Origin of the sequence: Duganella sp. FT27W (assembly GCF_009295655.1) — a bacterium.
Lineage (GTDB): Bacteria > Pseudomonadota > Gammaproteobacteria > Burkholderiales > Burkholderiaceae_D > Rugamonas > Rugamonas zoogloeoides.
Genome location: NZ_WHIV01000004.1, coordinates 884,066 through 909,681, shown reverse-complemented (window position 1 = coordinate 909,681; position 25,616 = coordinate 884,066). Strand labels below are relative to the sequence as shown.

Here is a 25,616-nt window from a genome sequence, read left to right as displayed (position 1 = left end):
TATCATCGGACTTTCCAGGGAACGCCGATTCCCGCCCATGACAACAATGAGGAAGAGACATGCTCGATCTGCCCGGACTGACCTTTGACCACGGCGAGGACATCGCCGCCCTGCGCGCAGCGGTGCAGCAGTTCGCTGCCGCCGAAATCGCGCCGCGCGCGGCCGAGATCGACCGCTCCGATCAATTCCCGATGGACCTGTGGCGCAAGCTCGGCGACCTGGGCGTGCTGGGCGTGACCGTCGGCGAGGAATACGGCGGCGCCAACATGGGCTACCTGGCCCACATCGTGGCGATGGAAGAAATCTCGCGCGCCTCGGCTTCGGTCGGCCTGTCGTACGGCGCCCACTCCAACCTGTGCGTCAACCAGATCAAGCGCAACGGCACCGAAGAACAAAAGCAGCGCTACCTGCCCAAGCTGGTCTCGGGCGAATACATTGGCGCGCTGGCCATGTCCGAACCGAACGCCGGCTCCGACGTGGTCAGCATGAAGCTGCGTGCCGAGCTCAAGGGCGATCATTGGGTTCTCAACGGCACCAAGATGTGGATCACCAACGGCCCCGATGCCGACGTGCTGGTGGTTTATGCCAAGAACGACCTCGACGCTGGCGCGCGCGGCATGACCGCGTTCCTGATCGAAAAGACTTTCAAGGGTTTCTCGGTGGCGCAAAAGCTCGACAAGCTCGGCATGCGTGGCTCGCACACGGGCGAGCTGGTGTTCGAAGATTGTGTCGTGCCGGTGGAAAACGTGTTGGGCGGCGTGGGCAAAGGTGTCAACGTGCTGATGTCGGGGCTGGACTTCGAGCGCACCGTGCTCTCCGGCGGACCGCTCGGCATCATGCAGGCCTGCATGGATTCGGTGGTGCCGTACATCCACGAGCGCACCCAGTTCGGCCAGGCCATCGGCGAGTTCCAGCTGATGCAAGGCAAGCTGGCCGACATGTACTCGACCATGATGGCCTGCAAGGCCTACGTGTACGCGGTGGGCCAGGCGTGCGACCGCGCTGCCACGCCCGAGGCCGTGCGCAACCTGCGCAAGGACGCGGCCGGCGCCATCCTGTACAGCGCCGAGAAGGCCACCTGGATGGCTGGCGAGGCGATCCAGGCGCTCGGTGGCAACGGCTACATCAACGAATACCCGGTCGGCCGCCTGTGGCGCGATGCCAAGCTGTATGAAATCGGCGCTGGCACCAGCGAAATCCGCCGCATGCTGATCGGCCGCGAACTGTTTGCGGAAACCCGCTAGTCGCACCGGCGGCCAGTGACGGTGACATCCAACATGACCCAGGCCGCCTTCCCCAAACTGCTGCGTTCGCAAATCGCGTTCGATATCGCCCGTACCATCCTCGACGGTTTCGACAAGCACTACCGGCTGTTCCGCGAGACCAGCCGCCAGGCCAAGCGCTTTTTCGAGCTCGGCGCGTGGGCCGAGGCGCAGCACGCCGCGCGCGAGCGCATCGATTTTTACGACCGCCGCGTGCAGGAATGCGTGCAGCAGCTCGAAGACGAATACAGCCAGGCCGATCTGTCCGACGAGGTGTGGCAGGAGCTCAAGCTGCACTACATCGGCCTGCTGTCCGACCATGCCCAGCCCGAGCTGGCGGAAACGTTTTTCAACTCGGTCTGCTGCAAGCTGCTGCACCGCAGCTACTTCCATAACGCGTATATTTTCGTGCGGCCCGTGGTCTCCACCGAGTACATCGAAACGCGCGAACTCGCGCCCACCTACAAGGTCTATTATCCGGACGCCGATGGCGTGCATTTCGCTTTAAAACGCATCATCACCAACTTCCAGCTCAACGCTCCGTTCGCCAACCTCACGCGCGACGTGGAACAGGTGGAAGCGCGCCTGGCGCAGCTGTTCGGCGCCACCCGCATCGAAGCTAACCACCAGATCCACGTGCTCTCCAACCTGTTCTTCCGTAACAAGGGGGCGTACATCGTGGGCAGGATCATCAATGGCAACCGCGAGTACCCGTTCGTTGTGCCGATCCTGCACGACGCCAACGGCCATCTGGTCCTCGATACCGTGCTGTTCGATCCCGAGCAGATCACGGTGCTGTTCTCGTTTACGCGCGCGTATTTTTTGGTGGACATGGAAGTGCCGTCGTCGTACGTGCAGTTCCTGCGCACGCTGCTGCCACGCAAGCCGCGCAGCGAGATTTACACCATACTCGGCCTGCAAAAACAGGGCAAGACGCTGTTCTACCGCGACTACCTGCAACATCTGAAGCACTCGTCGGACCGCTTCGATATTGCGCCCGGCATCCGCGGGCTGGTGATGCTGGTATTTGCACTGCCGTCGTTTCCGTACGTGTTCAAGGTGATCAAGGATTTTTATCCGCCACCGAAGGAAACTACGCGCGCGCTGATCAAGCAGAAATATTTACTGGTCAAGCACCACGATCGCGTGGGCCGCATGGCCGATACGCTCGAGTATTCCAACGTGGCGTTTCCGCGCCACCGCTTCTCGGAGCGCCTGATCGCCGAGCTCGAGCAATTTGCACCGTCGATGGTGGAGATCGAGGGCGACCAGCTGATCATCAAGCACCTGTACATCGAACGGCGCATGGTGCCGCTCAATATGTGGCTGGCCCATGCCGAAAAGGACGGCGACGATGGCCAGCTCGAACACGGCATCGTCGAGTACGGCAACGCCATCAAGGAACTGGTCGCGGCCAACATTTTTCCTGGCGATATGCTGTACAAAAACTTCGGCGTCACGCGCCACCAGCGCGTGGTGTTTTACGATTACGACGAAATCGAGTACATCACTGACTGCAATTTCCGCGACATCCCGCAGGCCCGCACGGAAGAAGATGAAATGGCGTCCGAACCGTGGTACCCGGTCGGCAAGCACGATGTGTTTCCCGAGCAGTTCGGCCAGTTCCTGCTCGGGCATCCGAAGATCCGCCGCTTTTTCATGCAGCACCACGCCGACTTGCTCACCCGCGACTACTGGCAGGCGCGCAAGCAGCGCATTCTCGATGGCGTGGTGGAAGACGTGTACCCGTATCCGCAGCACATCCGCTTTTTCCACGATCATGTCACCAACACCCCGGCGGTTACACCGCCACCGTTTATGGAGATACTAGAAAATGAATGACCCGATTGTTATCGTGGGCGCAGCCCGCACCCCCATGGGCGCCTTCCAGGGCGACTTTTCCGGCCAGGCCGCGCACGACCTGGGCGCAGTCGCGATTGCCGCCGCCGTCGAACGCGCCGGCATCGATGGCCAACTGGTCGAGCACGTCTATTTCGGCAATTGCCTGATGGCAGGCCAGGGCCAGGCGCCAGCGCGCCAGGCATTATTGAAAGCGGGCTTGCCCACCTCCACCGGCGCCGTCACGCTGTCCAAAATGTGCGGCTCGGCGATGCAGGCCGCCATCTTCGCGCATGACCAGCTGATCGCCGGCAGCGCCGACGTGGTGGTGGCCGGCGGCATGGAGTCGATGACCAACGCCCCGTACCTGGTGCCCAAGGCGCGCGGCGGCTACCGCATCGGCCACGGCATGCTGCTCGATCACATGATGTACGACGGCCTCGAAGACGCCTACTCGCGCAACGAAAAAACCGGCGAAGGCCGCTCGATGGGCACGTTTGCCGAAGAGTGCGTGGCCAAGTACCAGTTTACCCGCGAAGCGCAAGACAGTTTTGCCATCGAATCGGTCAGGCGCGCACAGGCGGCCACCGTTGAGGGCTGGTTCAAGTGGGAAATCGCGCCCGTCACGGTCAGCAGCCGCACCGGCGACACGGTGATCGACCGCGATGAAGGCCCGCTCAAGGCAAAGCTCGACAAGATCCCGACGCTGCGCGCCGCGTTCAAAAAGGATGGCACCATCACCGCCGCCTCGTCGTCGTCGATCAACGATGGCGCTGCCGCGCTGGTCATGATGCGCGAATCGACCGCGCAGAAACTGGGCGCGACCGTGATCGCCCGCATCCACGGCCACGCCACCCACGCCCAGGCGCCGGACCTGTTTACCACCGCACCGATCGGCGCCATCGAAAAGCTGTACAAGAAAACCGGCTGGGCCAGCCGCGACGTGGACCTGTTCGAAATCAACGAGGCATTTGCTGCCGTGCCGATGGCCGCCATGCGCGACCTCGATATCCCGCACAGCAAGATCAACATCCACGGCGGCGCCTGCGCGCTGGGCCACCCGATCGGCGCCTCGGGCGCGCGCATCATCGTCACCCTGCTCGGTGCGCTCAAGCGCACCGGCGGCAAGAAGGGTGTGGCAGCGCTGTGCATCGGCGGCGGCGAAGCAACCGCCATGGCCATCGAACTGGTGGAGGCATCATGCCAACCGCTCTGATCATTGGCGCCTCGCGCGGCATCGGCCTGGAACTGGTCACGCAATACCGCGCCGATGGCTGGCGCGTGATCGCCACCGCACGCAAGGCCGAAGACTGCGCCGCCTTGAGCGCCCTCGGCGCCGAAGCGCACAAGCTCGACGTCACCGACGTGGAAGCCTGCGCCGGCTTGGGCTGGAAGCTCGATGACGAAGAACTCGATGTCGCCTTCCTCAACGCCGGCGTCTATGGCCCGCGCCACGATGGCTTTCCACAGCAGACAGACTTCGACAGCGTGATGCACACCAATGTGCTGGCCGCCATGCGCCTGCTGCCGATCATTGCGCCGCTGGTGGCCGGCAAGCGCGGCAAGCTGGCGGTGCTGTCGTCGCACATGGGATCGCTGAGCGAACGCAGCAGCCCCAGCGGCTCGCTGTACCGCGCCAGCAAGGCGGCGCTGAACTCGGTGCTGATCGATACCGCGCTGGTGTACGGTCCGCAGGGCGCCACGTGCGTGGCGTTCCACCCGGGCTGGGTGCGTACCGACATGGGCGGCGATGGCGCCGACATTGCGCCGCAGGAAAGCGCGGCGGGCATGCGCCACACGCTGGCAACTTTGCCGGCATCGGACCAAGCCGTCTATCGCAATTACGACGGCAAGCCGATCGGCTGGTAAGCGACGCCGTACGGCAGCCGAGCTCGCCACCTGCGCCGGTGGCGGGCGTCCAACACCATAACAACGAGACACCATGATACTGAGCCAGGAACACGACATGATCCGCGACACCCTGCGCACCTTTGCGCAGGAGCGTCTCGCCCCCAACGCCGCCCGCTGGGACAAGGAGCACCATTTCCCGAAGGAGGAGTTGCAGGAGCTCGCTGCCCTCGGCGCTTTCGGTGTGGCCGTGCCGGAAGCGCTGGGCGGCGCCGGCATGGATTACGTGTCGCTGGCCCTGGTGCTCGAGGAAATCGCTGCCGGCGACGGCGGCACATCCACCATCATTTCGGTAAACAACTGCCCGGTGTGCAGCATTGCCATGATGTACGCCAACGACCGCCAGAAGGAACAATGGCTGCGTCCGCTGGCGCAGGGCGCCATGCTCGGCGCGTTCTGCCTGACCGAGCCGCACACGGGCAGCGATGCAGCCGCCCTGCGCACCACGGCCACGCGCGATGGCGACGCCTATGTACTCAACGGCGTCAAGCAGTTCATCACCAGCGGCAAGTATGCGGACGTGGCCATCGTGCTGGCCGTGACCGACAAGGCGGCCGGCAAAAAGGGCATCAGCGCGTTCTGGGTGCCGACTGCCACGCCCGGCTACATCGTGGCGGGGCTGGAACAAAAAATGGGCCAGCACTCGTCGGACACGGCGCAGATCGTGTTCGAAAACTGCCGCATTCCGGCAGAAAACCTGATCGGCGAAGAGGGCCAAGGCTACAAGATCGCGCTGTCGGGCCTTGAAGGCGGACGCATCGGCATCGCCGCCCAGGCCGTGGGCATGGCGCGCGCAGCGTACGAGGCGGCGCTCAGCTATGCGCGTGACCGCGAGAGTTTCGGCAAGCCGATTTTCGAACACCAGGCGGTGCAATTCCGCCTGGCCGACATGGCTACCCAGATCGAAGCGGCGCGCCAGCTGATCCGCCACGCGGCGTCGATGAAGGATGCGGGCTTGCCGTGCCTGAAGGAGGCGGCCATGGCGAAGCTGTTCGCTTCGGAAATGGCCGAGCGCGTTTGTTCGGATGCGATCCAGGTCCACGGTGGCTACGGTTACGTGAGCGACTTCCCGGTCGAACGCATCTACCGCGACGTGCGCGTGTGCCAGATCTACGAAGGCACCAGCGATATCCAGAAACTGCTGATCGCCCGCGCCTTGTAGCCGTTACGGCTTGGGCGGCAACACGGCAACGACCTTGCCGACGATGGCGCTGGCGTGCACGAAGCCCCAGTAGCGGCTGTCCATGCTGTTGTCGCGGTTGTCGCCCATCACGAAGTAGGCGCCGGCCGGCACCCTGCAGCGCAAGATGCCGTTGGCGCTGACGCAGTCGGGCGGCAAGCCGTTTTGCTGATCATGGTAAATCGGCGCCGCCTCGGGGTTGATCACGATGTCGTGCTCTGACTGGCCCAACCGTTCGCGGTAGCGCTGCAAGTATTTCACTTGGTCCTTGTCGAGATAATCCTCGCGCCGCTGTCCGCGCGTGTCGCCACCGTTGATCAAGACGTGCTTGTCGCGGTACTCGACCACGTCGCCGGGCACGCCGACCACGCGCTTGACAAACACGTCAGAGGGCTCGCGCGGGCCATCGAAGACAATGACGTCGCCGCGCTCCGGCGCGACCGAGGGCGCACGCGTAATCAACTTCGCGCCATAAGTGGAGTAATGGCCATAACCCCACTTTTGCACGACCAGGTTGGCGCCCACCGCGACGGTGGGCGCCATCGAGGTAGATGGGGCGGTAAACGGTTCCACGACAAACATCCGCACCGACACCAGCACAATGGCCATGGCGGCGACCACGCCGATCAGGCCGTACCAGCGCGCATACCACGGCTGCGGCATCGCTTTTGCCCTGTCGGCCCGGCTTGCCAGCTGATAGGCCAGCACCGCGCTTGCCACCGCAAACACCAGGCTTGCCATGCCCATGATCGCCGAGCCGGGCAGCGTAAAACCGATACCGGCAAGTCCTAGCTGCAGCACGAACACCAGCACTGCCAGGCCCGGCCGTCCCAGGTACAGAAAACCCAGCAACGGCATGAAAAACGCGAGCACGGTGGCGACCCACCTTTTTGGTTTGTAAAGCACGACTACCCCGTCAACGTGTATATTAATCAGCAATCTTACTGCTAAAACATACTCAAAAACCATGACTGATTACATCGACTCTGTTCCACTGGAAAAAGCCTACCGCCTGCTCACTCACGGCCCGACCGTACTGGTCTCCAGCCGCCACGACGGCGTGGACAATGTGATGGCTGCCGCCTGGTCCTGCGCGCTCGATTTCGCGCCACCCAAGGTGACGGTCGTGATCGACAAGATCACCGCCAGCCGGGCGCTGGTCGAAGGCAGCGGCATGTTCGTGCTGCAAGTGCCCACCGTGGCTCAGCTGCAGTTGACCGAGCAACTGGGCACGACCAGCCTGGCGACCGAACCGCACAAGCTGCAACGCGCGCAGGCCAAACTGTTTCATCTCGACGGCTACGACCTGCCGTTCGTGGCCGGCTGCTCGGCCTGGCTGGCGTGCCGGCTGGTACCGGAGCCGCATAACCAGCAAACCTATGATTTGTTTATCGGCGAAGTCGTGGGCGCCTGGTCGGACACCCGCGCGTTCAAGGACGGCCACTGGCAGTTCGAACATGCCGATCCGGCCTGGCGCAGCCTGCACCACGTGGCAGGCGGACATTTCTATGCGATCGGCGAGGCGCTGGCCGTGACACCAGAAAAATAGAGGTGCTTCGAAAAACCGCGCAGTAGGTTTGTCGAGGTTCCCAGGCGAAAAAAAAGCCCGCTCAGCATCAGCTAGCGGGCTTCGTTCCAATGTATTACCAATGCTTTAATCGTACCGGTCTCCAGGGCTATCTGCCAAGTGAGGCGGTAATCTCAGGCGCCCATGCTATCTGCATGGTGCCCCTGACGTGTAAGTCGACCAACGTATTCGAAAGACAGCTGCGGCATCTGCGTCACCAGCGCGTTGAACTTACACTGTTCGTTGCGCGGCGCATTTGCCAGAGGTGGGACTGTCGGCACGCACAACGTGCAGACCTCAACCACGAACGTAGTGTAACACAGATATTTGTGCGGCGCACAAATTATTTCATTGGTGTTTCTTCGGTGGTCATCGGCCGCACGGTCCGGCGCGGCTTGTGGCGGCAGGCGCGTTCGAATTCCGAGATCACCTGGGCGCCGAACAGCAGCAGGGTCGCGCCGATTTCCAGGCTGAACATGACAATGATGGCGGTGGTCATCGAGCCATACACCACGTTGACCTGCGACAGCGTGGTGAAGTACCACACCAGGATGTGGCGCGCGCACTCCCACAGCAGCGCCGCCGTCACGCCGCCGATCAAGGCGTGCGACAGCGACAGCCGCCCCACCGGCATCACCAGGTAAATCGAGGTCAGCACCAGCACCTCGCCACCAAAACCGAGCATGTACAGCAGCACGCCGGAAACGCCCTGCAATGACCATTCGTAGCCGAACAGCGACACGCTCTCCTCGCCCATCACCTGCAAGCTGCCGGCCACCAGGGTCACCAGCAACATGCCCGCGCCCAGCGACAGGATGTAGCAGTAAGGCATGATGGCCGAAATCAGGAAGCGCCGGCGCTTGACCTCCACCCGGTGCTTGAAGATCACCGACATGGCGTTTTCCAGCACCGTGAATGCCAGCGAACTGAAGAAAATCATGCTGACCAGTAGCACGCCCCCCACCACGTCGCGGTGGTCGAGGAAATGCGAGACCTCCTCGACGATGGGGCCGGAATGGCCGGGCACCAGCCAGCCCAGGTAGCGCCCGACCGTTTCGAGCAACACGTTCTCGTCGATGACGTGGGACAGCGCCACCACCACCAGCATCAGCAGCGGCACGATGGACAGCAACGAGTAATAGGCGACCGCGCCCGCGAGCAACAAGCCCTGGTTGGCGCGAAAGCCCTTCAGGCATTGCACCAGGAAAGCCATGGGGTGCGTGATCACGTAGACCAGCCCCCTGCGATTAAGGAATTTCATTGCCTTATTCTACGCACAAGCCGGAGACAAGTATGTGCGGCGTCGCCCAGACTCCGGCGCCTGCGTGCCGCCCCATCCACATGGCGCGCGGCAGCGATCGCCCGTTATACTGCGGCTATCGCCCACTGATTCCGAGAAAATACGCATTTATGTCGCTCACCTATATCTGGTCTGGATTTTTCGTGGTCGGCTTGCTGGCCGCGCTGTTGCAATTCTTCTTCATGGGCGACACCGAGATTTTCAAGCGCATTGTCGATGGCACTTTTACTTCCGCCAAGTCCAGCGTGATGGACATCGCCCTGCCGCTGGCCGGCGTGATGACCTTGTGGCTCGGCATCATGAACATCGGTGAAAAGGCTGGCGCGGTCAACCTGCTGGCGAAGATTATCGCGCCGTTCTTCTCGCGCATCTTCCCCGGCGTGCCGTCGAACCACCCGGCCAACGGCCACATGGTGATGAATTTCTCGGCCAACCTGCTGGGCCTCGATAACGCGGCCACGCCGTTCGGGCTGAAGGCGATGGAAAGCCTGCAAACCCTCAACCCCAAGGCCGACGAGCCGACCGACGCCCAGATCATGTTCCTGGTGTTGCACACCTCGGGCCTGACCCTGATCCCGGTGGCCATCATGGCGCAGCGCTCGATCATGGGCGCAGCCGACCCGGCCGACATTTTTATCCCCTGCCTGATTGCCACCTACGTGGCCACCGTCACCGGCATCATCGTGGTATCGATCCGCCAGCGCATCAACCTGATCAACCGCGTGGTGCTGGGCTGGCTGGGCGGCATGACCGCCGCCATCCTCGGCATGATCTGGTACTTCACCGAGTACCTGACCAAGGCCGAGATCCAGAAGTTTTCTACCGTGTTCAGCAACCTGCTGCTGCTGACCGTGATCGTCGGCTTCATCCTCGGGGCACTGCGCAAGAAGGTCAATGTCTATGACGCCTTCATCGAGGGCGCCAAGGGCGGCATCGAAACCTCGATCAAGGTGATCCCTTACCTGGTGGGCATGCTGGTGGCGATCAGCGTGATCCGCAACGCCGGCGTGTTCAACTTCGTGGTGCAGGGCTTTACCTGGGTGTTTACCCACATGGGCATCAATACCGACTTCGTGCCGGCGCTGCCCACCGCGCTGATGAAACCGCTCAGCGGCAGCGGCGCCAAGGCCATGATGATCGACACCATGCAAACCTACGGCCCCGACTCGTTTGTCGGCCGCCTCGCTTGCGTGTTCAACGGCTCGGCCGATACCACGTTCTACATCGTCGCGCTGTACTTCGGTTCGGTCGGCATCCGCAAGACGCGTTACGCGATCTCGTGCGGCCTGATCGCCGACTTTGCCGGCGTGGTCACCGCCATCGCGGTCGCTTACCTCTTCTTCCATTGATCGGGCCGTTTATGTTGCGTCGTACCTTGCTTGCCGCCCTGCTGTTCATTGGCACCGTTCATGCCGCGCCGTTGCCGGAGCCGGTTGCACGGCTGATGAAATCGGCCAAAATTCCCGAGGCGGCAGCCGGCATCGTCGTCCTGCGCGGCAACACCGTGCTGCTGGCGCACAATGCGCAGCAGGTGATGCAGCCGGCATCGACCATGAAGCTGTTTACCGCCATGACGGCGCTGGAGCAACTGGGGCCGGTATTCCGTGGCCGTACCGAGCTGCGCAGCAGCGCCGACGTCGTGCAAGGCGTGCTGCAGGGCGACCTGATCGTGCGCGGCGGCGCCGACGCCGACCTCAACGAAGACGTGCTCCTGCACATGCTGCAAGCGCTGCGCAACCAGGGCATTACGGTCATCAACGGCGACGTCGTGCTCGACCGCACGCTGTTCCAGCCCGCGCGTCTCGACGTCGGCCAGCCGCCGTTCGACGAATATCCGTGGGCCTATTACAACGTCATTCCTGATGCGCTGCTGATCAACACCAACCTGTTGAAACTTGAGCTACGTGCGGTCGGCGGCCAGCTGTCGATCGTGACCATGCCGGAGATGGACAACGTCACCGTGCGGTCGGACCTGCGCATGACCGACGCCACGTGCGCGCAGTGGGAACAGGGCTGGCGCACGCCCGATTTCGTCCGTAGCGGCGACCGCATCGACGTCGTGCTGCACGGCAGCTTCCCGCGCGATTGCGTCAAAACCGTCAACATCAACGTGCTCGATCCGCACGATTACCTGGCGCGGCTGGTGCGCGCCACGTGGCGCAAGCTGGGCGGGACGATCGCCGGCACGGTGCGCGAGGCCAATACTCCGGCGCCGGTGTCGGCCGGATTGGCTAGCTCGGCCACGCCACAAACTGCGCAGCCGGCCGCTCCCTTGGGAACGCAGCAGTCCGTTGTACTGAACAACGCGCCGGCCAATGCCGATGCGGAAGACGGCGTGCCAGCCGCGCCGCCAACCACCACGTCCGTCGCACCGGTCACCACGCGCCTGCTGGCCGAACACGTCTCGCGCGCACTGCCGGAAGTGCTCCGCGACGTCAACAAGAACTCCGACAACACGCTGGCGCGCACCGTGTTCCTCAGCCTGGGCAGCCTGGAAGCCGACCCGGCGCTGGGCAGCCGGCCGCTGCCGCCGGACGGCCTCAACACCACTACCAGCGCGCGCGCCGACGCGGCGATACGCGCATGGCTGCAGCAGCACAATATCGACAGCACCGGCCTGGTGCTCGACAACGGCTCGGGCCTGTCACGCAGCGAGCGCGCGACAGCCACCCAGCTGGCCGGCGTGTTGCAGGCCGGATTAAAAAGCAACTGGATGCCGGAATTTTTGGCCAGTCTGCCGATCGCCGCCACCGACGGCACCATGCGCCGCCGCCTGAAAGACAGCCCCGCCGCCACCCGCGCCCGCATCAAGACGGGCAGCCTGAACGGCGTAATCGCCATTGCCGGCTACGTGCATGACGCCAACAACCAGCCGGTGGTGGTGGTGGCGATGCTCAACGACCCGCGCGTGGCCGGCGGTGCCGGGCGGGCGGTGCTCGATGCGTTGATTGATTGGGTGGCGCGGCAGTAGCTAGCGCGTTACCTTCCGGGCGCTAGCTCTTGGCATCGTCTAGTGGAGGGAAGTTCAAATTTCGTTGTTTGGACGCGGGACTTTCCGGCAAATCTTCCGTACCCAATGCTGTGATGATCAAGCAGCCGAATGAGCGTGCCCGCATCGAAAAGTACCTTCACTCCACACTCCGCATTTCAAGATGGGCATGGATCGGATCATCGAGGTCATTCCAGCTGTTTCCCTTGGGGAGACGTGCTGCGTTCAGGATATCCGTGATCGGTGTTTCGTCGAGTAACTCCCAGCCGGTGATCTTGAATTTCTCCAACGTCCATAGGCCATTTTCGCCGCGCAGCCAATCGCCGTTCCCCGTGACCCGCACCGGCAAGGAAAGATAATGCTGAATCAACTCCCGGGCCATGTCGCTATTTGCTTCGCATTTATGTACGGTGCCGTCCGCATCTTTGAGCCAAACGGGTATGGTCTGGTCCTTGCCACCAATGCGAATGACGACACCGTCCAATACACCGGCTTCTTTGACGCGGTAGGTTTTTTGGACCGGCGTATCCCTGCCCGGAAAAGCTAAAACCAGCGCACCAGCCGGCAAGTTGACGTTGCCAACCGCATGATCTGATTTCAGCATGCCGTTGATATTGTGGTACGTCCGTCGCAGGTCGTCCGGTGCAGCAATGGTATTCACCAGCCGCAAACGCGACTCGACTGAAGCCACGGCCTCGCGCTCAACCAGAGCATGCAATACCGCGCTGCCCTTTCTCACTTCCTTGAAATGCACGAACGCCTGGCTGCCATAGAGGGCTGCCAGCTCGTACAAGTATTCGGCCAGGCGAGACATGGGGATGGTCTCCGGGCTGAATACATCAATACTGAAGTCGAGTGATTGTGAGTTTTCCATGACAGGGCAAAAGATGCACGATATCAGCCACAGTATGAGCCAGATAGATCGAATGTCAATCAGATGCCGTTATTGAAACCAAGCACGCCCGCTATACGCCTTACTCCACCGGCGCAGTCTCCACACCCGCAGGCGCGGCAACAGGCGCCGCCGGCAGCACCGGCAGTGGGCTGGTCAGCACGTCCAGCAAGGCGGCGGTTTCCGCGTCCATGGTGCCGTCGAACAGCGTCGGGCGGTACTTGGTCTGGAATACGGCCAGTACGTTGCGCGTCGCCGTGTCGAACACGCCGGTCTGCGGCACGGCGTAGCCGATCTGCGCCAGGGTGCGCTGGAACCAGAAGACGTCGGGCAGTTGCTGCTGGTAGCCGGGCAGGCGTGCGGCCACGCGGCTCGGTTCGGGCCAGGTGATCAGGCCTTCGTCGGCCAGACGCTTCCAGGGGAACAGCGGACCGGGGTCGAGCTTGCGCTGCGGTGCGATCTCGTTGTGGCCGAGGATGTTTTCTGGGCGGATGTTGTGGCGTTTGACGATGTCCTTGAGCAGCAGCACCAGCTGGTCGATCTGGGCCGGCTTGAACGGATACCAGGCGCGGCCCTGCGGCGTGTCCTTGTAGCCGGGGTTGACGATCTCGATGCCGATCGACGCGGCGTTGAGCTGGTTGTAGATCTTCCAGTTGCTGTAGCCGGCGTGGTTCGACTGGCGCGACTCGTCCACCAGGCTGTACACGGTGGGCTGGTCGGCGTCGGTCACCAGGTAGTGCGCGCTGACGTCCTGCGTGGTCAGGATCTTGATCGAACGCGGCAGGTCCGACACCGTGTAGTGGACGATGATGTACTTGACGCGGTCGCTCTGGCCGCGCGCGCTCAGGGTGCGGTCGATGGCCAGCCCGGCGGGCGGCGGGGGCGGCACGGTGGCGCAGCCGGCAAGCGCCAGCAGGGTGGACAGGACGGTCAGCGTTACGATCTTCATTCGGTCATCTCGGGCGGTGGTGGCAGCAACATGCTCATGCGTGGGAGTGTAGTGCAATCCGCGCGGCCGCGTGGTGCGCCGGACCACTTATTTGCTGGAGTGAAAGCTCCGCCGGCAGCGCCGCGCGCATCGCCTGCACGATGGCCGGATGCAGCGTGGCGGCGCGTCCGCTCACGGCAATCGGCCGCGCGCCGTAGCGTCCCACCAGCGCCAGCGCGATACGCGCCAGCTCCTGACCGGCCTGCTCGAGGATGGCGCGCGCCACCGGATCGGTATCCGCCGCCTGCGCGACCGCCAGCGCCAGGCGACCGATCGCACCGCGATCCTGGCCGTAGATGAACTGGCGCGAGTACGCCCAGTCGCTGCCGCCCACGTGGTCGAACACCGCGCGCGCCAGCGGCGACTGTTCCCAAGCGCCCGGCTGTTCATCCTCGCGGCGCCAGATGTGGCGCATCGCTTCGCGCGCGATCCAGAAACCGCCACCGCCATCGTCCAGCGTGACGCCGCGGCCGCCGGCGCGGTGCAGGCGGCCCTCTTCGTCTATCCACGCCGCGATCGAACCGGTGCCAGCGTACACCAGGTACCCCTCTCCCGGCGCAAAGCTGGCCAGATAGGCGATGTCGATGTCGCTGCGCACGGTGACTGCTGCGGGGCTGAGGCCCAGTGCTTCGGCCAGCAGCAAGGCCGGAATGCTGGCGACGCGCTCGACGCCGGCCACCTTGGCGGGATCGGTGCGCGGCGCTTCGGCCGGCAGCACGGCCGAAGCGGTGGTTAAGCGATCCCCTGCGGCGGGTGCGATGCCCGGTGTTTCGGCTAGTAGCGAGACTGGCGCGGCAGAAGCGCCGTCGAAACCGGTCAGTCCGGCGCAGACGAACGAGGGAATGCCGGCCGCCCGTACCTGCGCGGCCAGATCGGCCAGCACGGTGCGCACTGCCGCAATACCAGCGGCAGACGCCATCTGGTTGGCGGAGATGCCGGCCACGAAGCCTTCTGCCATGATAGCTCCAACACCATCGACCAGCGCCCAACGCGTTTGCGTACCGCCAGCGTCGATGCCGAGCGCGGAGAACGGGGCCGGAGCGAAGACTGGTGCTGGTGCCCGCGCTGCTGCAACAGGTGCGGGTACCGGCAGTGCGGCTGGCGCTGGCAATACTGCTGGTGCTTGCGCCATTGCGCTTGCGGTAGCGCCTGGATCCACCTTCACCGTCATGCCTGCAGGCTGACCGTCACGCGCACGCTCTCGTTGCCGAGCCGGTCCACCGCGCTCACCACCACCGCCTGGGCGGCGCCGGCAACGGCGTCGTCGGGCAGCAGCAGCACCGTGCGCGACGAGGGTGCAACGGCGAAGCGCCATTCGGTGCCGTAGCGCGACCAGATCGCGTAATGGCTGACTGGCTTGCCGGCGCCGGCAAACAGGCGCAAGCCGGTACCGCCGGCTTCGCGCCGCGCGGTCGCTTTCGGTGCGGTGGGCAGGTCGGAACCGAGCCAGGGGGTGGCTGGCGCCAGCGCCGCGCTCTGGTAGGCGCGGGCGCGCAACTGGTCGGTGATGCCCTTGCGGTTTTCCATCAGTGGCGCGATGCTGAAATGCACATGGCCACGGGTGCCGGCGCGGGTGCGGGTAACGCCGATCTGCTTGACGATCTCGTCGGGCGCGAAGGACTTGGCACTGTTGTCGATGCGGCTCGTATACAAGCCCGGCCACACGTGGCGCGCATACGTGTTTTGCGCCAGCCAGTAGTCGAGCAGCACGCCAAACGCCTGCGGCGCCTGCGCCACCGGCCAGTACAGCTGCGGCGCCAGGTAGTCGAGCCAGCCGTTGTTGAGCCACAATTCGGCGTCGGCATACAGCTTGTCGTACTGGCTGAAACCGACAATACCGGTGGGCCGGCGGTCGGGCCGGCCGATGCCGAACGGGCTGATGCCAAAGCGCACCCAGCTTTTCTCGCGGTGGATGCCCTTGTACAGCGCCTCGATCAGCGCGTTGACGTTCTGGCGCCGCCAGTGCGGACGGTCGAGCGCGCCGCCGCCAAGCAGATACCGTTGCCACGACGGCTCGTCCGGGAAATCGAGTTCGCGGCGGGCGCCATTGCCGCCCTCGAGCGCCACGCCCTCGGCGCCGGCAGTATTGGTATTGTCGATCGGGTACGGATAAAAATAATCGTCGATGTGAACGCCGTCGATGTCATAGCGGCGCACCACGTCGAGGATCACGTCGAGCGTGCGCTGGGCGGCGGCCGGCTCGCCCGGGTCCATCCACAGGTAGCGGCCATACGTCTTGACCGCTTCGGGATGGGTAAACGACATGTGGTTGGACGCCAGCGGCGACTTGGCCGTGGCATGGCGCGCGCGGTACGGGTTGAACCACGCGTGCAGTTCCAGTCCGCGCGCATGGGCCTGCTCGATCCAGAATTGCAGCGGATCGTAAGTCGGGGCGCGGCCCTGCTGGCCAGTCAGGAACTCCGACCACGGCTCGAGCGCGGACGGGTAGATGGTGTCGGCGCTGGGCCGCACTTGCAGCACGATCGCGTTCAGGTTGAGCAGCTTGCAACGCTCGAGGATGGCGATGGCTTCGGCCTGCTGCTTTTCAGCAGTCAGATTACTGCGGCTGGGCCAGTCGATATTGGCGACCGTCGAAATCCAGGCGGCACGGAACTCGCGCGGTGCCGGTGGCGGCGTGACCAGGCTGGCCGGTGTCGGTGTGACCGGCGGCGGCAGTGCGCCAGGTGCAGCCGGCGCGGCGGGCCCTTCGGGCACGACCGCAGTCGGCGTGCTCGAGCAGCCCTGCATGATGGCAGCCACGGCGCCGGCCACGCCAGCGGTCAAGGTCAGCCGTTTCTTCGCATTAAATACCAAAACATTCCCCGATCCAATTGAGCGTCGTATTGTAATGCGGTCGCCGCCATTTTCTAGCCCTGCTTCTTACCGAATCCGGGCTTGATTTCCACCAGTGCAGTCATGAAAAAGGCGGGCAACGTTGAAATACATGCCCAGATGAAAAAGTTCTGGTAACCGAGCAGGTGTTGCAGCTTGCCGCTGATCATTCCTGGCAACATCATGCCCAGTGCCATGAAGCCGGTGCAGATCGCGTAGTGAGCAGTCTTGTGCTCGCCGTCGGCCACCATGATCATGTACAGCATGAAGGCGGCGAAGCCGAAGCCGTAGCCGAATTGCTCGACCGCCAGGCAGCCGGCAATCACTTCGATGCTGGTGGGCATGGCCGTGGCCAGGTACACGAACACCAGGTCTGGTACGTGCATGATGAACAACATCGGCCAGATCGCCTTTTTCAGGCCGAAGCGGGCGATCACGATGCCGCCAGCGATGCCGCCCAGCACCAGCGCCGCCACGCCAATGGTGCCGTACACCAGGCCGAACTCGGACGTGGTCAAGCCCAGCCCGCCCTGCTCGCGCGGATCGAGCAGGAATGGCGCCGCCATCTTGAGCAGCTGCGCCTCACCGAGCCGGTACAGCAGGAGGAAGCCGATGATGGACACGATGCCCTTCTTGCGGAAGAAACTGCGGAAGGTTTCGATAAAGTCCGTCCACAACGCGCCGGTCTTGGCGGTACTGTGGTCGCCCTGCGGGCGCGGCAGCACCAGCTGGTGGTACGCGCACAGCGCCAGGAAAATTGCTGCCGTGATGCCGAACACCACCGACCAGGCGTAGGCCGGATCGTTGCTCGACTTGATCAGTTCGCCAGCGAGGTACACCAGTCCGCCCTGCCCGGCGATCATCGCCAGTTTATAAAATGCGCTGCGCACGCCGACAAAGGCGGCCTGCTGGTGCTGCGAAGGCAAGCCCAGCATGTAATAGCCGTCCGAGGCGATGTCGTGCGTGGCGGAGGCAAACGCCATCAGCCACAGCACTGCCAGGCTCAGCGCAAAAAATTGTGGCAAATGCAAGGTAAAGGCGACCGCCGCCAGCGCCGCACTGGACACCAGCTGCATCAGCACGGTCCAGTGGCGCTTGGTGCCAAACAGGTCGACGATGGGCGACCACAGCGGCTTGAGCACCCACGGCAGGTATAACCACGAGGTATAAAACGCCAGGTCGTCGTTGGAGACGCCGAGGTTCTTGTACATCACGGTGGACAGCAGCATCACCGCCACGTAGGGCACAGCCTGGCTGAATGACACGCTGGGCACCCAGGCCCACGGGCTGCGTTGCTGCGTACTGCTTTGATTCATACGATATTCCTCCCGGCGCTAGTGTAAAGGCGGACCTCCGGGGCGGCACCTGTTATTTCTTCATCTGGTGTAACTTCGCGCCGGGCGCAAGCGCGCCATTTGGCGGATAATGCTCGCTTGTCAGACCTGCCCACCGTGCATCCATGTCCAAGAAGTCTTCCGCGCCCACCGGCTGCCCCTGCGGCGGCCCCTCGCTGGCCACCTGCTGCGGCCCGTACATAGACGGGTCCGCCATCGCGCCCACGGCTGAAGCGCTGATGCGCTCGCGCTATACCGCCTATGGCCAGCGCAACGAGCCGTACCTGCTGGCCACCTGGCATGCCAGCACCCGGCCGGCCGAGCCCTTGTTTGGTGCCGAGGAAAAACTGCAATGGCTGGGACTTGAGGTAAAATCTGCTTTACGTTTACGTCAACGTAAAGCAGAAGAGGCAGACCAGAATCGCGATACGGTGGAGTTCGTGGCACGGTTCAGGGTCGGCGGCCGCGCCGAGCGCCTGCACGAGATCAGCAACTTCGTGCGTGAACCTGACGCTATCGGTGGCGCCCTGCGCTGGTTTTACGTTGACGGACATTTTCCGCAATAAACCACACGACGCGTGCGAGACCACGCGCAAAGGAAAACCATGCCGCAGATCGACACCAAGCTCAATCCCCGTAGCGAAGATTTCAAGACCAATATCGCCGCCATGCAGGCGGTGGTGGACGACTTGCGCGCCAAGGTGGCCGCCATCGCCCAGGGCGGCGGCGCCGCTGCCAGCGCCAAACACGTCGCGCGCGGCAAGCTGCTGCCGCGCGACCGGGTGCAAATGCTGCTCGATCCGGGCACGCCGTTCCTCGAACTGTCGCAAATGGCCGCCTACGGCATGTACCAGGACGCCAATGGCGTCGATGCGGCGCCGGCCGCCGGCATCATCACCGGCATTGGCCGCGTGGCCGGCCAGGAATGCGTGATCGTCTGTAACGACGCCACCGTCAAGGGCGGGACTTACTACCCGATCACGGTCAAAAAACACCTGCGCGCGCAGGAAATCGCCGACCAGAATCACCTGCCCTGCATTTACCTGGTCGATTCCGGCGGCGCCAACCTGCCCAACCAGGACGACGTCTTTCCCGACCGCGACCACTTCGGCCGCATTTTTTACAACCAGGCCAACCTGTCGGCCAAGGGCATTCCGCAAATCGCCGTGGTGATGGGGTCGTGCACCGCCGGCGGCGCCTACGTGCCGGCCATGAGCGACGAGTCGATCATCGTCAAGGAGCAAGGCACGATTTTCCTCGGCGGTCCGCCGCTGGTGAAAGCCGCCACCGGCGAAGTGGTCACGGCCGAAGACCTGGGCGGTGGCGATGTCCACACCCGCCTGTCCGGCGTGGCTGACCACCTGGCGCAGAACGATTTGCATGCGCTGTCGCTGGCGCGCACCATTGTCTCCAATCTCAATCGCATCAAGCCGCAGCAGGGCGCCATCCGCCCCGTGGTGGAACCGAAGTACCCGGCCGAAGAACTGTATGGCGTGATTCCGGTGGACACCCGCAAGCCGTTCGATGTGCGCGAAGTGATCGCCCGCATCGTCGATGGCAGCGAGTTCGATGAATTCAAGGCGCGCTTCGGCGCCACGCTGGTGTGCGGCTTCGCCCACATCTTCGGCATGAAAGTCGGCATCATCGCCAACAACGGCATCCTGTTCTCGGAGTCCGCTGTCAAGGGCGCGCACTTCATCGAGCTGTGCGCGCAGCGCAAGATCCCGCTGGTGTTCCTGCAAAATATCACCGGCTTCATGGTCGGCCGCAAGTACGAAAACGAAGGCATCGCCCGCCATGGCGCCAAGATGGTCACGGCCGTCGCCACCGCTGCCGTGCCCAAGTTCACCGTCATCATCGGCGGCAGTTTTGGCGCCGGCAACTACGGCATGTGCGGCCGCGCCTTTTCGCCGCGCTTCATGTGGATGTGGCCCAATGCGCGCATCTCCGTCATGGGCGGCGACCAGGCGGCCAGCGTGCTGGCCACCGTCAAGCGCGACGGCATCGAGGGCAAGGGCGGCACCTGGTCGGCGGACGAAGAAGCCGCGTTCAAGCAGCCGATCAAGCAGCAGTACGAAGAGCAGGGCCACCCCTACTACGCCACCGCGCGCCTGTGGGACGACGGCGTGATCGATCCGGCCGATACCCGCACGGTGCTGGGCCTGGGCCTGTCTGCCGCGCTCAATGCACCGATCGAAGACACCAAATTCGGTATCTTCCGGATGTAAGGAGCGGCCATGACATACGACACCCTGACCATCGAACGCGCCGGCCACTTGGCTACCGTCACCCTCAATCGCCCCGACGTGCGCAATGCGTTCAACGAGGCGACCATCGCAGAACTGACGCAGGCGTTCGGCGCACTGGGCGCCGACGAGTCGGTGCGCGCCATCGTCCTGGCCGCCAGCGGCCCGGCCTTTTGCGCTGGCGCCGATTTGAACTGGATGAAAAAAATGGCGGGCTACACCCACGCCGAAAACCACGCGGATGCGCTGCAACTGGCCACCATGCTGCGCACCATCTACGAGTGCCCGCAGCCGGTGGTCGCGCGCGTGCAGGGCGACTGCTACGCCGGCGGCATGGGCCTGGTGGCCGCGTGCGACATCGTCGTGGCGGTCGATGAAGCGCAGTTCTGTCTGAGCGAAGTGAAACTCGGCCTGATCCCGGCCACCATTGCGCCGTACGTGATCAAGGCCATGGGCGAGCAGGCGGCGCGCCGGTACTTTTTGACGGCCGAACGCTTTACGGCCGCCACCGCGCTGCACATCGGCTTTGCCCACGAAGTGGTTAGCGGCGCTGCGCTCGACGCCACGTTGGCCGAGATTGTGAAAGCGCTGGTCAACAACAGCCCCGCCGCCGTGCGCCAGGCGAAAACGCTGGTGCGCGAGGTGGCGGGACGCCCGGTCGATGATGCGCTGGTGGACGATACCGCCGCGCGCATCGCCGCCATCCGCGCCTCGGAACAGGGCCGCGAAGGCGTGGCGTCGTTCCTCGAGAAACGCAAGCCGGCCTGGCTAAATTAGGAAATAAACGTATTGGAGTTGTTTTGGAATTGAATAATCAAAGCGAATGGGTTACCCGCAGCCTGCGCAGCGTCTGGCATCCGTGTACCCAGATGCAGCACCACGAAACCGTGCCGCTGATCCCGGTCAAGCGCGGCCAGGGTGCGTGGCTGTACGACCATGAAGGCCGCCGCTACCTCGACGCCATCAGCTCGTGGTGGGTCAACCTGTTCGGCCACGCCAACCCGCGCATCAACGCGGCGTTGAAGGATCAACTCGATACTCTGGAACACGCAATGCTGGCCGGCTTTACCCACGAGCCGGTGATCGAGCTGTCCGAAAAACTGTCGGCATTGACCGGCGGGGTGCTGGGCCACAGTTTCTACGCCAGCGACGGCGCCTCCGCCGTGGAAATCGCCCTCAAGATGAGTTTTCACTCGTGGCGCAACCACGGCAAAACCGACAAACAAGAATTCGTCTGCCTCAAGGGCAGCTACCACGGCGAGACCATCGGGGCGCTGGCCGTTACCGACGTCGCGCTGTTCAAGGACGCTTACGGCCCGCTGCTGCGCGCCTCGCAAACCGTGATGTCGCCGGACGCGCGCCAGGCCCGCGACGGCGAAACCGCCCAAGATATCGCCCGCCGCGCCGCCGCCGATGTCGAGCGCCTGTTCCAGGAAAAATCGGAAAAAATCGCCGCCATCATCATCGAACCTCTGGTGCAATGCGCCACTGGCATGGCCATGCACGACCCGCTGTACCTGCAACTGATGCGCGCACTGTGCGACCAATACTCGGTGCACCTGATCCTCGACGAAATCGCCGTCGGCTGCGGCCGTACCGGCACCTTCTTCGCCTGCGAGCAGGCCGGCGTGTGGCCCGACTTCGTCTGCCTGTCCAAGGGCATCAGCGGCGGCTATCTGCCGCTGTCGCTGGTGATGACGCGCGCCGAGATCTACCAGGCGTTTTACAGCAATGACGTCACGCGCGGCTTTTTGCACTCGCACTCGTACACCGGCAACCCGCTGGCGTGCCGCGCCGCCCTGGCTACCCTGCAAATCTTCGAGGAAGACGATGTGCTGGCTGCCAACCGCATCAAGTCGGCCAAGCTGACCGCCGCCCTGCAACCGCTGGCGCAACACGCCAGGGTGCGCAACTTCCGCAACCGCGGCATGATCTGGGCGTTCGATGCGATTGACGCCACCCCGGATTTTTCGCGCCGCTTCTTTGCCACGGCCGTGGAACACGAACTGTTGATGCGCCCCATCGGCGCCACTGTGTACCTGATGCCGCCGTACATCCTGGACGACGAAGAAATCGCCGGCCTGGCCGCCAACACGCTGGCCGTGTTCGACAAAACGATGGCAGGTTGAGATGAAGCTGCTTGCCCAACTCTCGCACCAGCTGCAAGCGCTCGACGAACGCAGCCTGATCCGCCGCCGCCGCACGGTCGATACGCCGTGCGGTCCGCGCGTGACGGTCGATGGCCGCGAACTGCTGGCCTTTTGCAGCAACGACTACCTGGGCCTGGCCAACCACCCGGTGCTGGTCGAGGCGTTGCGCGAAGGCGCCGCGCGCTACGGTGCCGGCAGCGGCGCTTCGCATTTGATCAGCGGCCATGCACGCCCGCACGCGCTGCTGGAAGACCGCCTGGCCGATTTCGTCGGTGCGCACCTGGAGCAGCCGCGCGCGCTCACCTTCTGCACCGGCTACATGGCCAACCTGGCCATCATCAGTGGCCTGACGGCAGGCGACCGCGATGCCGAGATTTTTTCGGAGTCGCTCAACCACGCCTCGTTGATCGACGGCGCCCGCCTGTCGCGCACCCGCGTGCACGTGTACCCGCACGCCGACCTGGCCGCGCTCGAGGCCATGCTCAAGGCCAGCAACGCTGCCACCAGGCTGGTGGTCACCGACAGCGTGTTCAGCATGGATGGCGACCTGGCGCCGCTGCCGGAACTCCTGGCGCTGTGCGAACAGCACAACGCCTGGCTGGTGGTCGATGATGCCCACGGTTTCGGCACGCTCGGTGCGCGCGGCCACGGCGCCCTCGAACACTTCGACCTGCGCTCGCCGTACCTGGTGTACATGGGCACCCTGGGCAAGGCGGCCGGCATCGGTGGCGCCTTTGTCGCCGCCCACGCGACGGTAATCGACACGCTGGTGCAAAAAGCCCGCCCGTATATCTTCACCACCGCCGCGCCGCCGGCCATGGCCCATGCGCTGCTGGCCAGCCTGGACCTGATCGAGGGAGCGGAAGGCGCCCAGCGCCGCGCCCACTTGCAGGCATTGGTGGCACAATTGGACGATGCCCGTACCGGCCTGCAGTTGCAACGCTGGCAACGCCTGCCGTCGGCTACCGCGATCCAGCCCATCCTGATCGGCGATAATGCCGAAACCATGCGCGCCGGCGCCGCCCTGTACGAGCAGGGACTGTGGGTAGGCACGATCCGTCCCCCCACCGTGGCGCCGGGTACCGCGCGCCTGCGGGTAACGCTCTGCGCTGGCCATAGCACCACGGAAGTGGCGCAACTGAGCGCCGCGATCAATGCACTGGAAAAGGAATGGACATGAATCTCGACGCCCCCCTGATAGTCGATACCCCGCCGGCGGACGCCGAAGTGACCGGCGAGGTCGTGCTCGACCTGGAGGCCGATGCCACTGATGAGGCCAACGCCCAGACCGCAGCATCGGCCGCCGTGGCGGCAGCCGCCCTGCCGCCGCGCTTTTCCTGCTTCGTCACCGGCACCGACACCGAGATCGGCAAGACGCTGATCTCGTCGGCGATGCTGCACGCGCTGGTGCAAGCGGGCGTGCGCGCCTGCGGCATGAAGCCGGTGGCTGCCGGCGCCGAACTGCGCGACGGCGTATGGCACAATGACGACTGCGACCAGTTGGCTGCCGCCGGCAATGTCCACCTGCAGCCATCGATCACCACGCCGTTCCTGCTACGCGAACCTGCCGCGCCGCACATCGCCGCCGCCCTGGAAGGCGTGGAGATTTCGCCGGTGCCGATCCTGGCCGCGTACGTGGAAATCAACGCCGCGTCCGACGCCGTGGTGGTGGAAGGCGTGGGCGGCTTCCGCGTGCCGCTCAACGACGAATTCGACACCGCCGACCTGGCCGAGCAACTGGGTTTGCCGGTGGTGCTGGTCGTCGGCCTGCGCCTGGGCTGCATCAGCCACGCGCTCCTGACGGTCGAAGCGATCGCCGCGCGCGGCCTGGTGCTGGCGGGCTGGGTGGCCAACGAAACCCAGGCCGACATGGCGTTTGCCGACGAAAATATCGCCGCACTCGAGCAGCGCATCGACGCACCACTGCTGGGCCGCGTGCCGCGCCTGGAACAAGCGACCGCGCAAGCTGCCGCCGCTTATCTCGACTTCACGATGCTGCCCGATTGGCCGGCACAGAAAAACACTTGAACTACGCACCTAAGCCAAACACTTGATCCACGAAGGAAAACCGATGTCCACGAACACTCTCCAAGAACCGAAAGTCGTCGCCCTGCACCGCCCGACCGCCGCCATCACCCTGCCGCCGGCAGCCACCTGGCCGATCGACGACGTGCTGGCGCTGTTCGAGCTGCCGTTCAATGACCTGATGTTCCGCGCGCAGCAAACCCACCGCGTCAACTTCCCGGACGGCGACGTCGAACTGGCCACCCTGCTGTCGATCAAGACCGGCGGCTGCGAAGAAGACTGCGGCTACTGCCCACAGGCAGCGCGCTACGACACCGGCGTCGAAGCGAAAAAAATCCTCGACATCGACACCGTGCTGGCAGCGGCCCAGCAGGCCAAGGACAACGGCGCCACGCGTTTCTGCATGGGCGCAGCCTGGCGCAGCCCGAAAGAGCGCGACATGGACAAGGTCGAAGAGATGGTGCGTGAAGTGAAGGCGCTGGGCCTGGAAACCTGCGCCACCCTGGGCATGCTGGAAGAAAAACAGGCGCAGCGCCTGAAAGATGCCGGCCTCGATTACTACAACCACAACCTCGATACCGCGCCCGAGTTCTACGATAACGTGATCTCCACCCGCGAATACCAGGACCGTCTCGACACCCTGGGCCACGTGCGCGAAGCGGGTTTAAAGGTGTGCTGCGGCGGCATCGTGGGCATGGGCGAGACGCGCCTGCAACGCGCCGGCCTGATCGCCCAGCTGGCCAACCTCAATCCCTATCCCGAATCGGTGCCGGTCAACCACCTGGTGCAGGTGGAAGGCACGCCTTTGTTCGGTATCGATCCGCTCGACCCGCTCGAATTCGTGCGCACCATCGCGGTCGCGCGTATCACCATGCCGAAGGCGCGCGTGCGTTTGTCGGCGGGTCGGCGCCAGATGGGCGAAGCCGTGCAGTCGATGTGCTTCCTGGCCGGCGCCAATTCCATCTTCTATGGCGACAAGCTGCTCACCACCGACAACCCGGAAGCGAACGACGACCGCGAGCTGCTGGCCAAGCTGGGCCTGAAAACCCGTGGCACCGTACTGGAATCGGCGCCGAAGGAGAAGTGCGGCTGCTGACCAGCGGC

The 25,616-nt window shown here is 64.0% G+C and carries 22 protein-coding genes; 15 read left to right on the top strand and 7 right to left on the bottom strand.

The features are described from left to right. Nucleotides 1–59 precede the first annotated feature (59 nt). The 5 genes from F8197_RS21095 (at nt 60) to F8197_RS21075 (ending at nt 6,171) form a co-directional block, all read left to right on the top strand. A complete protein-coding gene (locus tag F8197_RS21095; RefSeq protein WP_152883458.1) occupies nt 60–1,244 on the top strand; it encodes an isovaleryl-CoA dehydrogenase in 1,185 nt (394 codons plus the stop codon). Between the two features lie 33 nt (nt 1,245–1,277). Continuing rightward, on the top strand, nt 1,278–3,104 hold the full coding sequence (aceK, locus tag F8197_RS21090; RefSeq protein ID WP_152883457.1) for a bifunctional isocitrate dehydrogenase kinase/phosphatase: 1,827 nt from the start codon (nt 1,278–1,280) through the stop codon (nt 3,102–3,104). Then, complete coding sequence (locus F8197_RS21085) at nt 3,097–4,317, top strand: acetyl-CoA C-acyltransferase (protein WP_152883456.1); 1,221 nt, start codon at nt 3,097–3,099, stop codon at nt 4,315–4,317. The genes aceK and F8197_RS21085 overlap by 8 nt, the downstream gene beginning before the upstream one ends. Then, nucleotides 4,302–4,970: an SDR family oxidoreductase gene (locus F8197_RS21080; protein WP_152883455.1), complete on the top strand. Its 669-nt coding sequence runs from the start codon at nt 4,302–4,304 to the stop codon at nt 4,968–4,970. The genes F8197_RS21085 and F8197_RS21080 overlap by 16 nt, the downstream gene beginning before the upstream one ends. Before the next feature lie 73 nt (nt 4,971–5,043). After that, nucleotides 5,044–6,171, top strand: a complete 1,128-nt coding sequence (locus tag F8197_RS21075; protein WP_152883454.1) for an acyl-CoA dehydrogenase family protein — start codon at nt 5,044–5,046, stop codon at nt 6,169–6,171. 3 nt (nt 6,172–6,174) lie between these two features. On the opposite strand, the gene lepB is transcribed toward F8197_RS21075, so the two are convergent. After that, nucleotides 6,175–7,062 carry a signal peptidase I gene (gene lepB, locus F8197_RS21070; RefSeq protein ID WP_193333499.1) on the bottom strand — a complete coding sequence of 296 codons (888 nt, stop codon included), beginning with the start codon at nt 7,060–7,062 and terminating at the stop codon, nt 6,175–6,177. 94 nt (nt 7,063–7,156) lie between these two features. Between lepB and F8197_RS21065 the strand changes: the two genes are divergently transcribed. Next, entirely contained in the window at nt 7,157–7,738 is a 582-nt protein-coding gene (locus F8197_RS21065; RefSeq protein ID WP_152883452.1) for a flavin reductase family protein, read from the top strand. Nucleotides 7,739–8,099: 361 nt separating this feature from the next. On the opposite strand, the gene F8197_RS21060 is transcribed toward F8197_RS21065, so the two are convergent. Then, complete coding sequence (locus F8197_RS21060; RefSeq protein ID WP_152883451.1) at nt 8,100–9,017, bottom strand: YihY/virulence factor BrkB family protein; 918 nt, start codon at nt 9,015–9,017, stop codon at nt 8,100–8,102. Between the two features lie 149 nt (nt 9,018–9,166). Here F8197_RS21060 and F8197_RS21055 point away from each other — a divergent pair, with 149 nt between their 5' ends. Both F8197_RS21055 and dacB read left to right on the top strand, forming a co-directional pair. Next, nucleotides 9,167–10,405 carry a nucleoside recognition domain-containing protein gene (locus F8197_RS21055; RefSeq protein WP_056142874.1) on the top strand — a complete coding sequence of 413 codons (1,239 nt, stop codon included), beginning with the start codon at nt 9,167–9,169 and terminating at the stop codon, nt 10,403–10,405. A gap of 11 nt (nt 10,406–10,416) precedes the next feature. Beyond that, nucleotides 10,417–12,027: a D-alanyl-D-alanine carboxypeptidase/D-alanyl-D-alanine-endopeptidase gene (dacB, locus tag F8197_RS21050; protein WP_193333498.1), complete on the top strand. Its 1,611-nt coding sequence runs from the start codon at nt 10,417–10,419 to the stop codon at nt 12,025–12,027. Nucleotides 12,028–12,184: 157 nt separating this feature from the next. On the opposite strand, the gene F8197_RS21045 is transcribed toward dacB, so the two are convergent. The 5 genes from F8197_RS21045 to F8197_RS21025 all read right to left on the bottom strand — a co-directional run bounded on the left by F8197_RS21045 (nt 12,185) and on the right by F8197_RS21025 (nt 18,073). After that, nucleotides 12,185–12,919: an MFS transporter gene (locus tag F8197_RS21045; RefSeq protein ID WP_152883450.1), complete on the bottom strand. Its 735-nt coding sequence runs from the start codon at nt 12,917–12,919 to the stop codon at nt 12,185–12,187. Nucleotides 12,920–13,019: 100 nt separating this feature from the next. After that, entirely contained in the window at nt 13,020–13,886 is an 867-nt protein-coding gene (locus tag F8197_RS21040) for an N-acetylmuramoyl-L-alanine amidase (RefSeq protein WP_152883449.1), read from the bottom strand. A gap of 34 nt (nt 13,887–13,920) precedes the next feature. Beyond that, a complete protein-coding gene (locus F8197_RS21035) occupies nt 13,921–14,883 on the bottom strand; it encodes an N-acetylglucosamine kinase (protein ID WP_227012335.1) in 963 nt (320 codons plus the stop codon). A 209-nt stretch (nt 14,884–15,092) separates the two neighbouring features. After that, nucleotides 15,093–16,709 carry a glycoside hydrolase family 10 protein gene (locus F8197_RS21030; protein ID WP_152883448.1) on the bottom strand — a complete coding sequence of 539 codons (1,617 nt, stop codon included), beginning with the start codon at nt 16,707–16,709 and terminating at the stop codon, nt 15,093–15,095. A gap of 83 nt (nt 16,710–16,792) precedes the next feature. Then, the gene (locus F8197_RS21025; RefSeq protein WP_019924167.1) at nt 16,793–18,073 is read right to left on the bottom strand and encodes an MFS transporter; all 1,281 of its coding nucleotides are present in this window, start codon (nt 18,071–18,073) and stop codon (nt 16,793–16,795) included. Between the two features lie 143 nt (nt 18,074–18,216). Between F8197_RS21025 and F8197_RS21020 the strand changes: the two genes are divergently transcribed. Genes F8197_RS21020 through bioB form a run of 7 tightly spaced genes read left to right on the top strand, consistent with a single transcriptional unit; the run spans nt 18,217 to nt 25,608 of the window. Beyond that, nucleotides 18,217–18,657 (top strand): YchJ family protein, encoded by a 441-nt coding sequence (locus tag F8197_RS21020; protein WP_152883447.1) that lies wholly within the window; start codon nt 18,217–18,219, stop codon nt 18,655–18,657. 39 nt (nt 18,658–18,696) lie between these two features. Beyond that, complete coding sequence (locus tag F8197_RS21015) at nt 18,697–20,319, top strand: carboxyl transferase domain-containing protein (protein ID WP_152883446.1); 1,623 nt, start codon at nt 18,697–18,699, stop codon at nt 20,317–20,319. Nucleotides 20,320–20,328: 9 nt separating this feature from the next. Further along, entirely contained in the window at nt 20,329–21,114 is a 786-nt protein-coding gene (locus F8197_RS21010; protein WP_152883445.1) for an enoyl-CoA hydratase/isomerase family protein, read from the top strand. A gap of 23 nt (nt 21,115–21,137) precedes the next feature. Then, on the top strand, nt 21,138–22,466 hold the full coding sequence (bioA, locus tag F8197_RS21005; protein ID WP_193333497.1) for an adenosylmethionine--8-amino-7-oxononanoate transaminase: 1,329 nt from the start codon (nt 21,138–21,140) through the stop codon (nt 22,464–22,466). A 1-nt stretch (nt 22,467) separates the two neighbouring features. Next, complete coding sequence (gene bioF, locus F8197_RS21000; protein ID WP_152883444.1) at nt 22,468–23,667, top strand: 8-amino-7-oxononanoate synthase; 1,200 nt, start codon at nt 22,468–22,470, stop codon at nt 23,665–23,667. Continuing rightward, nucleotides 23,658–24,515 (top strand): dethiobiotin synthase, encoded by an 858-nt coding sequence (bioD, locus tag F8197_RS20995; RefSeq protein WP_152883443.1) that lies wholly within the window; start codon nt 23,658–23,660, stop codon nt 24,513–24,515. The genes bioF and bioD overlap by 10 nt, the downstream gene beginning before the upstream one ends. 43 nt (nt 24,516–24,558) lie before the next feature. Beyond that, a complete protein-coding gene (gene bioB / locus F8197_RS20990) occupies nt 24,559–25,608 on the top strand; it encodes a biotin synthase BioB (RefSeq protein ID WP_056142848.1) in 1,050 nt (349 codons plus the stop codon). Nucleotides 25,609–25,616 lie beyond the last annotated feature (8 nt).

Coding starts and splice junctions, on each gene's coding strand:
- F8197_RS21020 (WP_152883447.1), top strand. CDS start 18,217: ATGTCCAAGAAGTCTTCCGCGCCCACCGGCTGCCCCTGCGGCGGCCCC.
- F8197_RS21060 (WP_152883451.1), bottom strand. CDS start 9,017: ATGAAATTCCTTAATCGCAGGGGGCTGGTCTACGTGATCACGCACCCC.
- F8197_RS21010 (WP_152883445.1), top strand. CDS start 20,329: ATGACATACGACACCCTGACCATCGAACGCGCCGGCCACTTGGCTACC.
- bioD (WP_152883443.1), top strand. CDS start 23,658: ATGGACATGAATCTCGACGCCCCCCTGATAGTCGATACCCCGCCGGCG.
- F8197_RS21065 (WP_152883452.1), top strand. CDS start 7,157: ATGACTGATTACATCGACTCTGTTCCACTGGAAAAAGCCTACCGCCTG.
- F8197_RS21080 (WP_152883455.1), top strand. CDS start 4,302: ATGCCAACCGCTCTGATCATTGGCGCCTCGCGCGGCATCGGCCTGGAA.
- F8197_RS21040 (WP_152883449.1), bottom strand. CDS start 13,886: ATGAAGATCGTAACGCTGACCGTCCTGTCCACCCTGCTGGCGCTTGCC.
- bioF (WP_152883444.1), top strand. CDS start 22,468: ATGAAGCTGCTTGCCCAACTCTCGCACCAGCTGCAAGCGCTCGACGAA.
- aceK (WP_152883457.1), top strand. CDS start 1,278: ATGACCCAGGCCGCCTTCCCCAAACTGCTGCGTTCGCAAATCGCGTTC.
- bioB (WP_056142848.1), top strand. CDS start 24,559: ATGTCCACGAACACTCTCCAAGAACCGAAAGTCGTCGCCCTGCACCGC.
- F8197_RS21085 (WP_152883456.1), top strand. CDS start 3,097: ATGAATGACCCGATTGTTATCGTGGGCGCAGCCCGCACCCCCATGGGC.
- F8197_RS21035 (WP_227012335.1), bottom strand. CDS start 14,883: ATGGCAGAAGGCTTCGTGGCCGGCATCTCCGCCAACCAGATGGCGTCT.
- F8197_RS21055 (WP_056142874.1), top strand. CDS start 9,167: ATGTCGCTCACCTATATCTGGTCTGGATTTTTCGTGGTCGGCTTGCTG.
- F8197_RS21095 (WP_152883458.1), top strand. CDS start 60: ATGCTCGATCTGCCCGGACTGACCTTTGACCACGGCGAGGACATCGCC.
- F8197_RS21075 (WP_152883454.1), top strand. CDS start 5,044: ATGATACTGAGCCAGGAACACGACATGATCCGCGACACCCTGCGCACC.
- F8197_RS21015 (WP_152883446.1), top strand. CDS start 18,697: ATGCCGCAGATCGACACCAAGCTCAATCCCCGTAGCGAAGATTTCAAG.
- F8197_RS21045 (WP_152883450.1), bottom strand. CDS start 12,919: ATGGAAAACTCACAATCACTCGACTTCAGTATTGATGTATTCAGCCCG.
- dacB (WP_193333498.1), top strand. CDS start 10,417: ATGTTGCGTCGTACCTTGCTTGCCGCCCTGCTGTTCATTGGCACCGTT.
- F8197_RS21025 (WP_019924167.1), bottom strand. CDS start 18,073: ATGAATCAAAGCAGTACGCAGCAACGCAGCCCGTGGGCCTGGGTGCCC.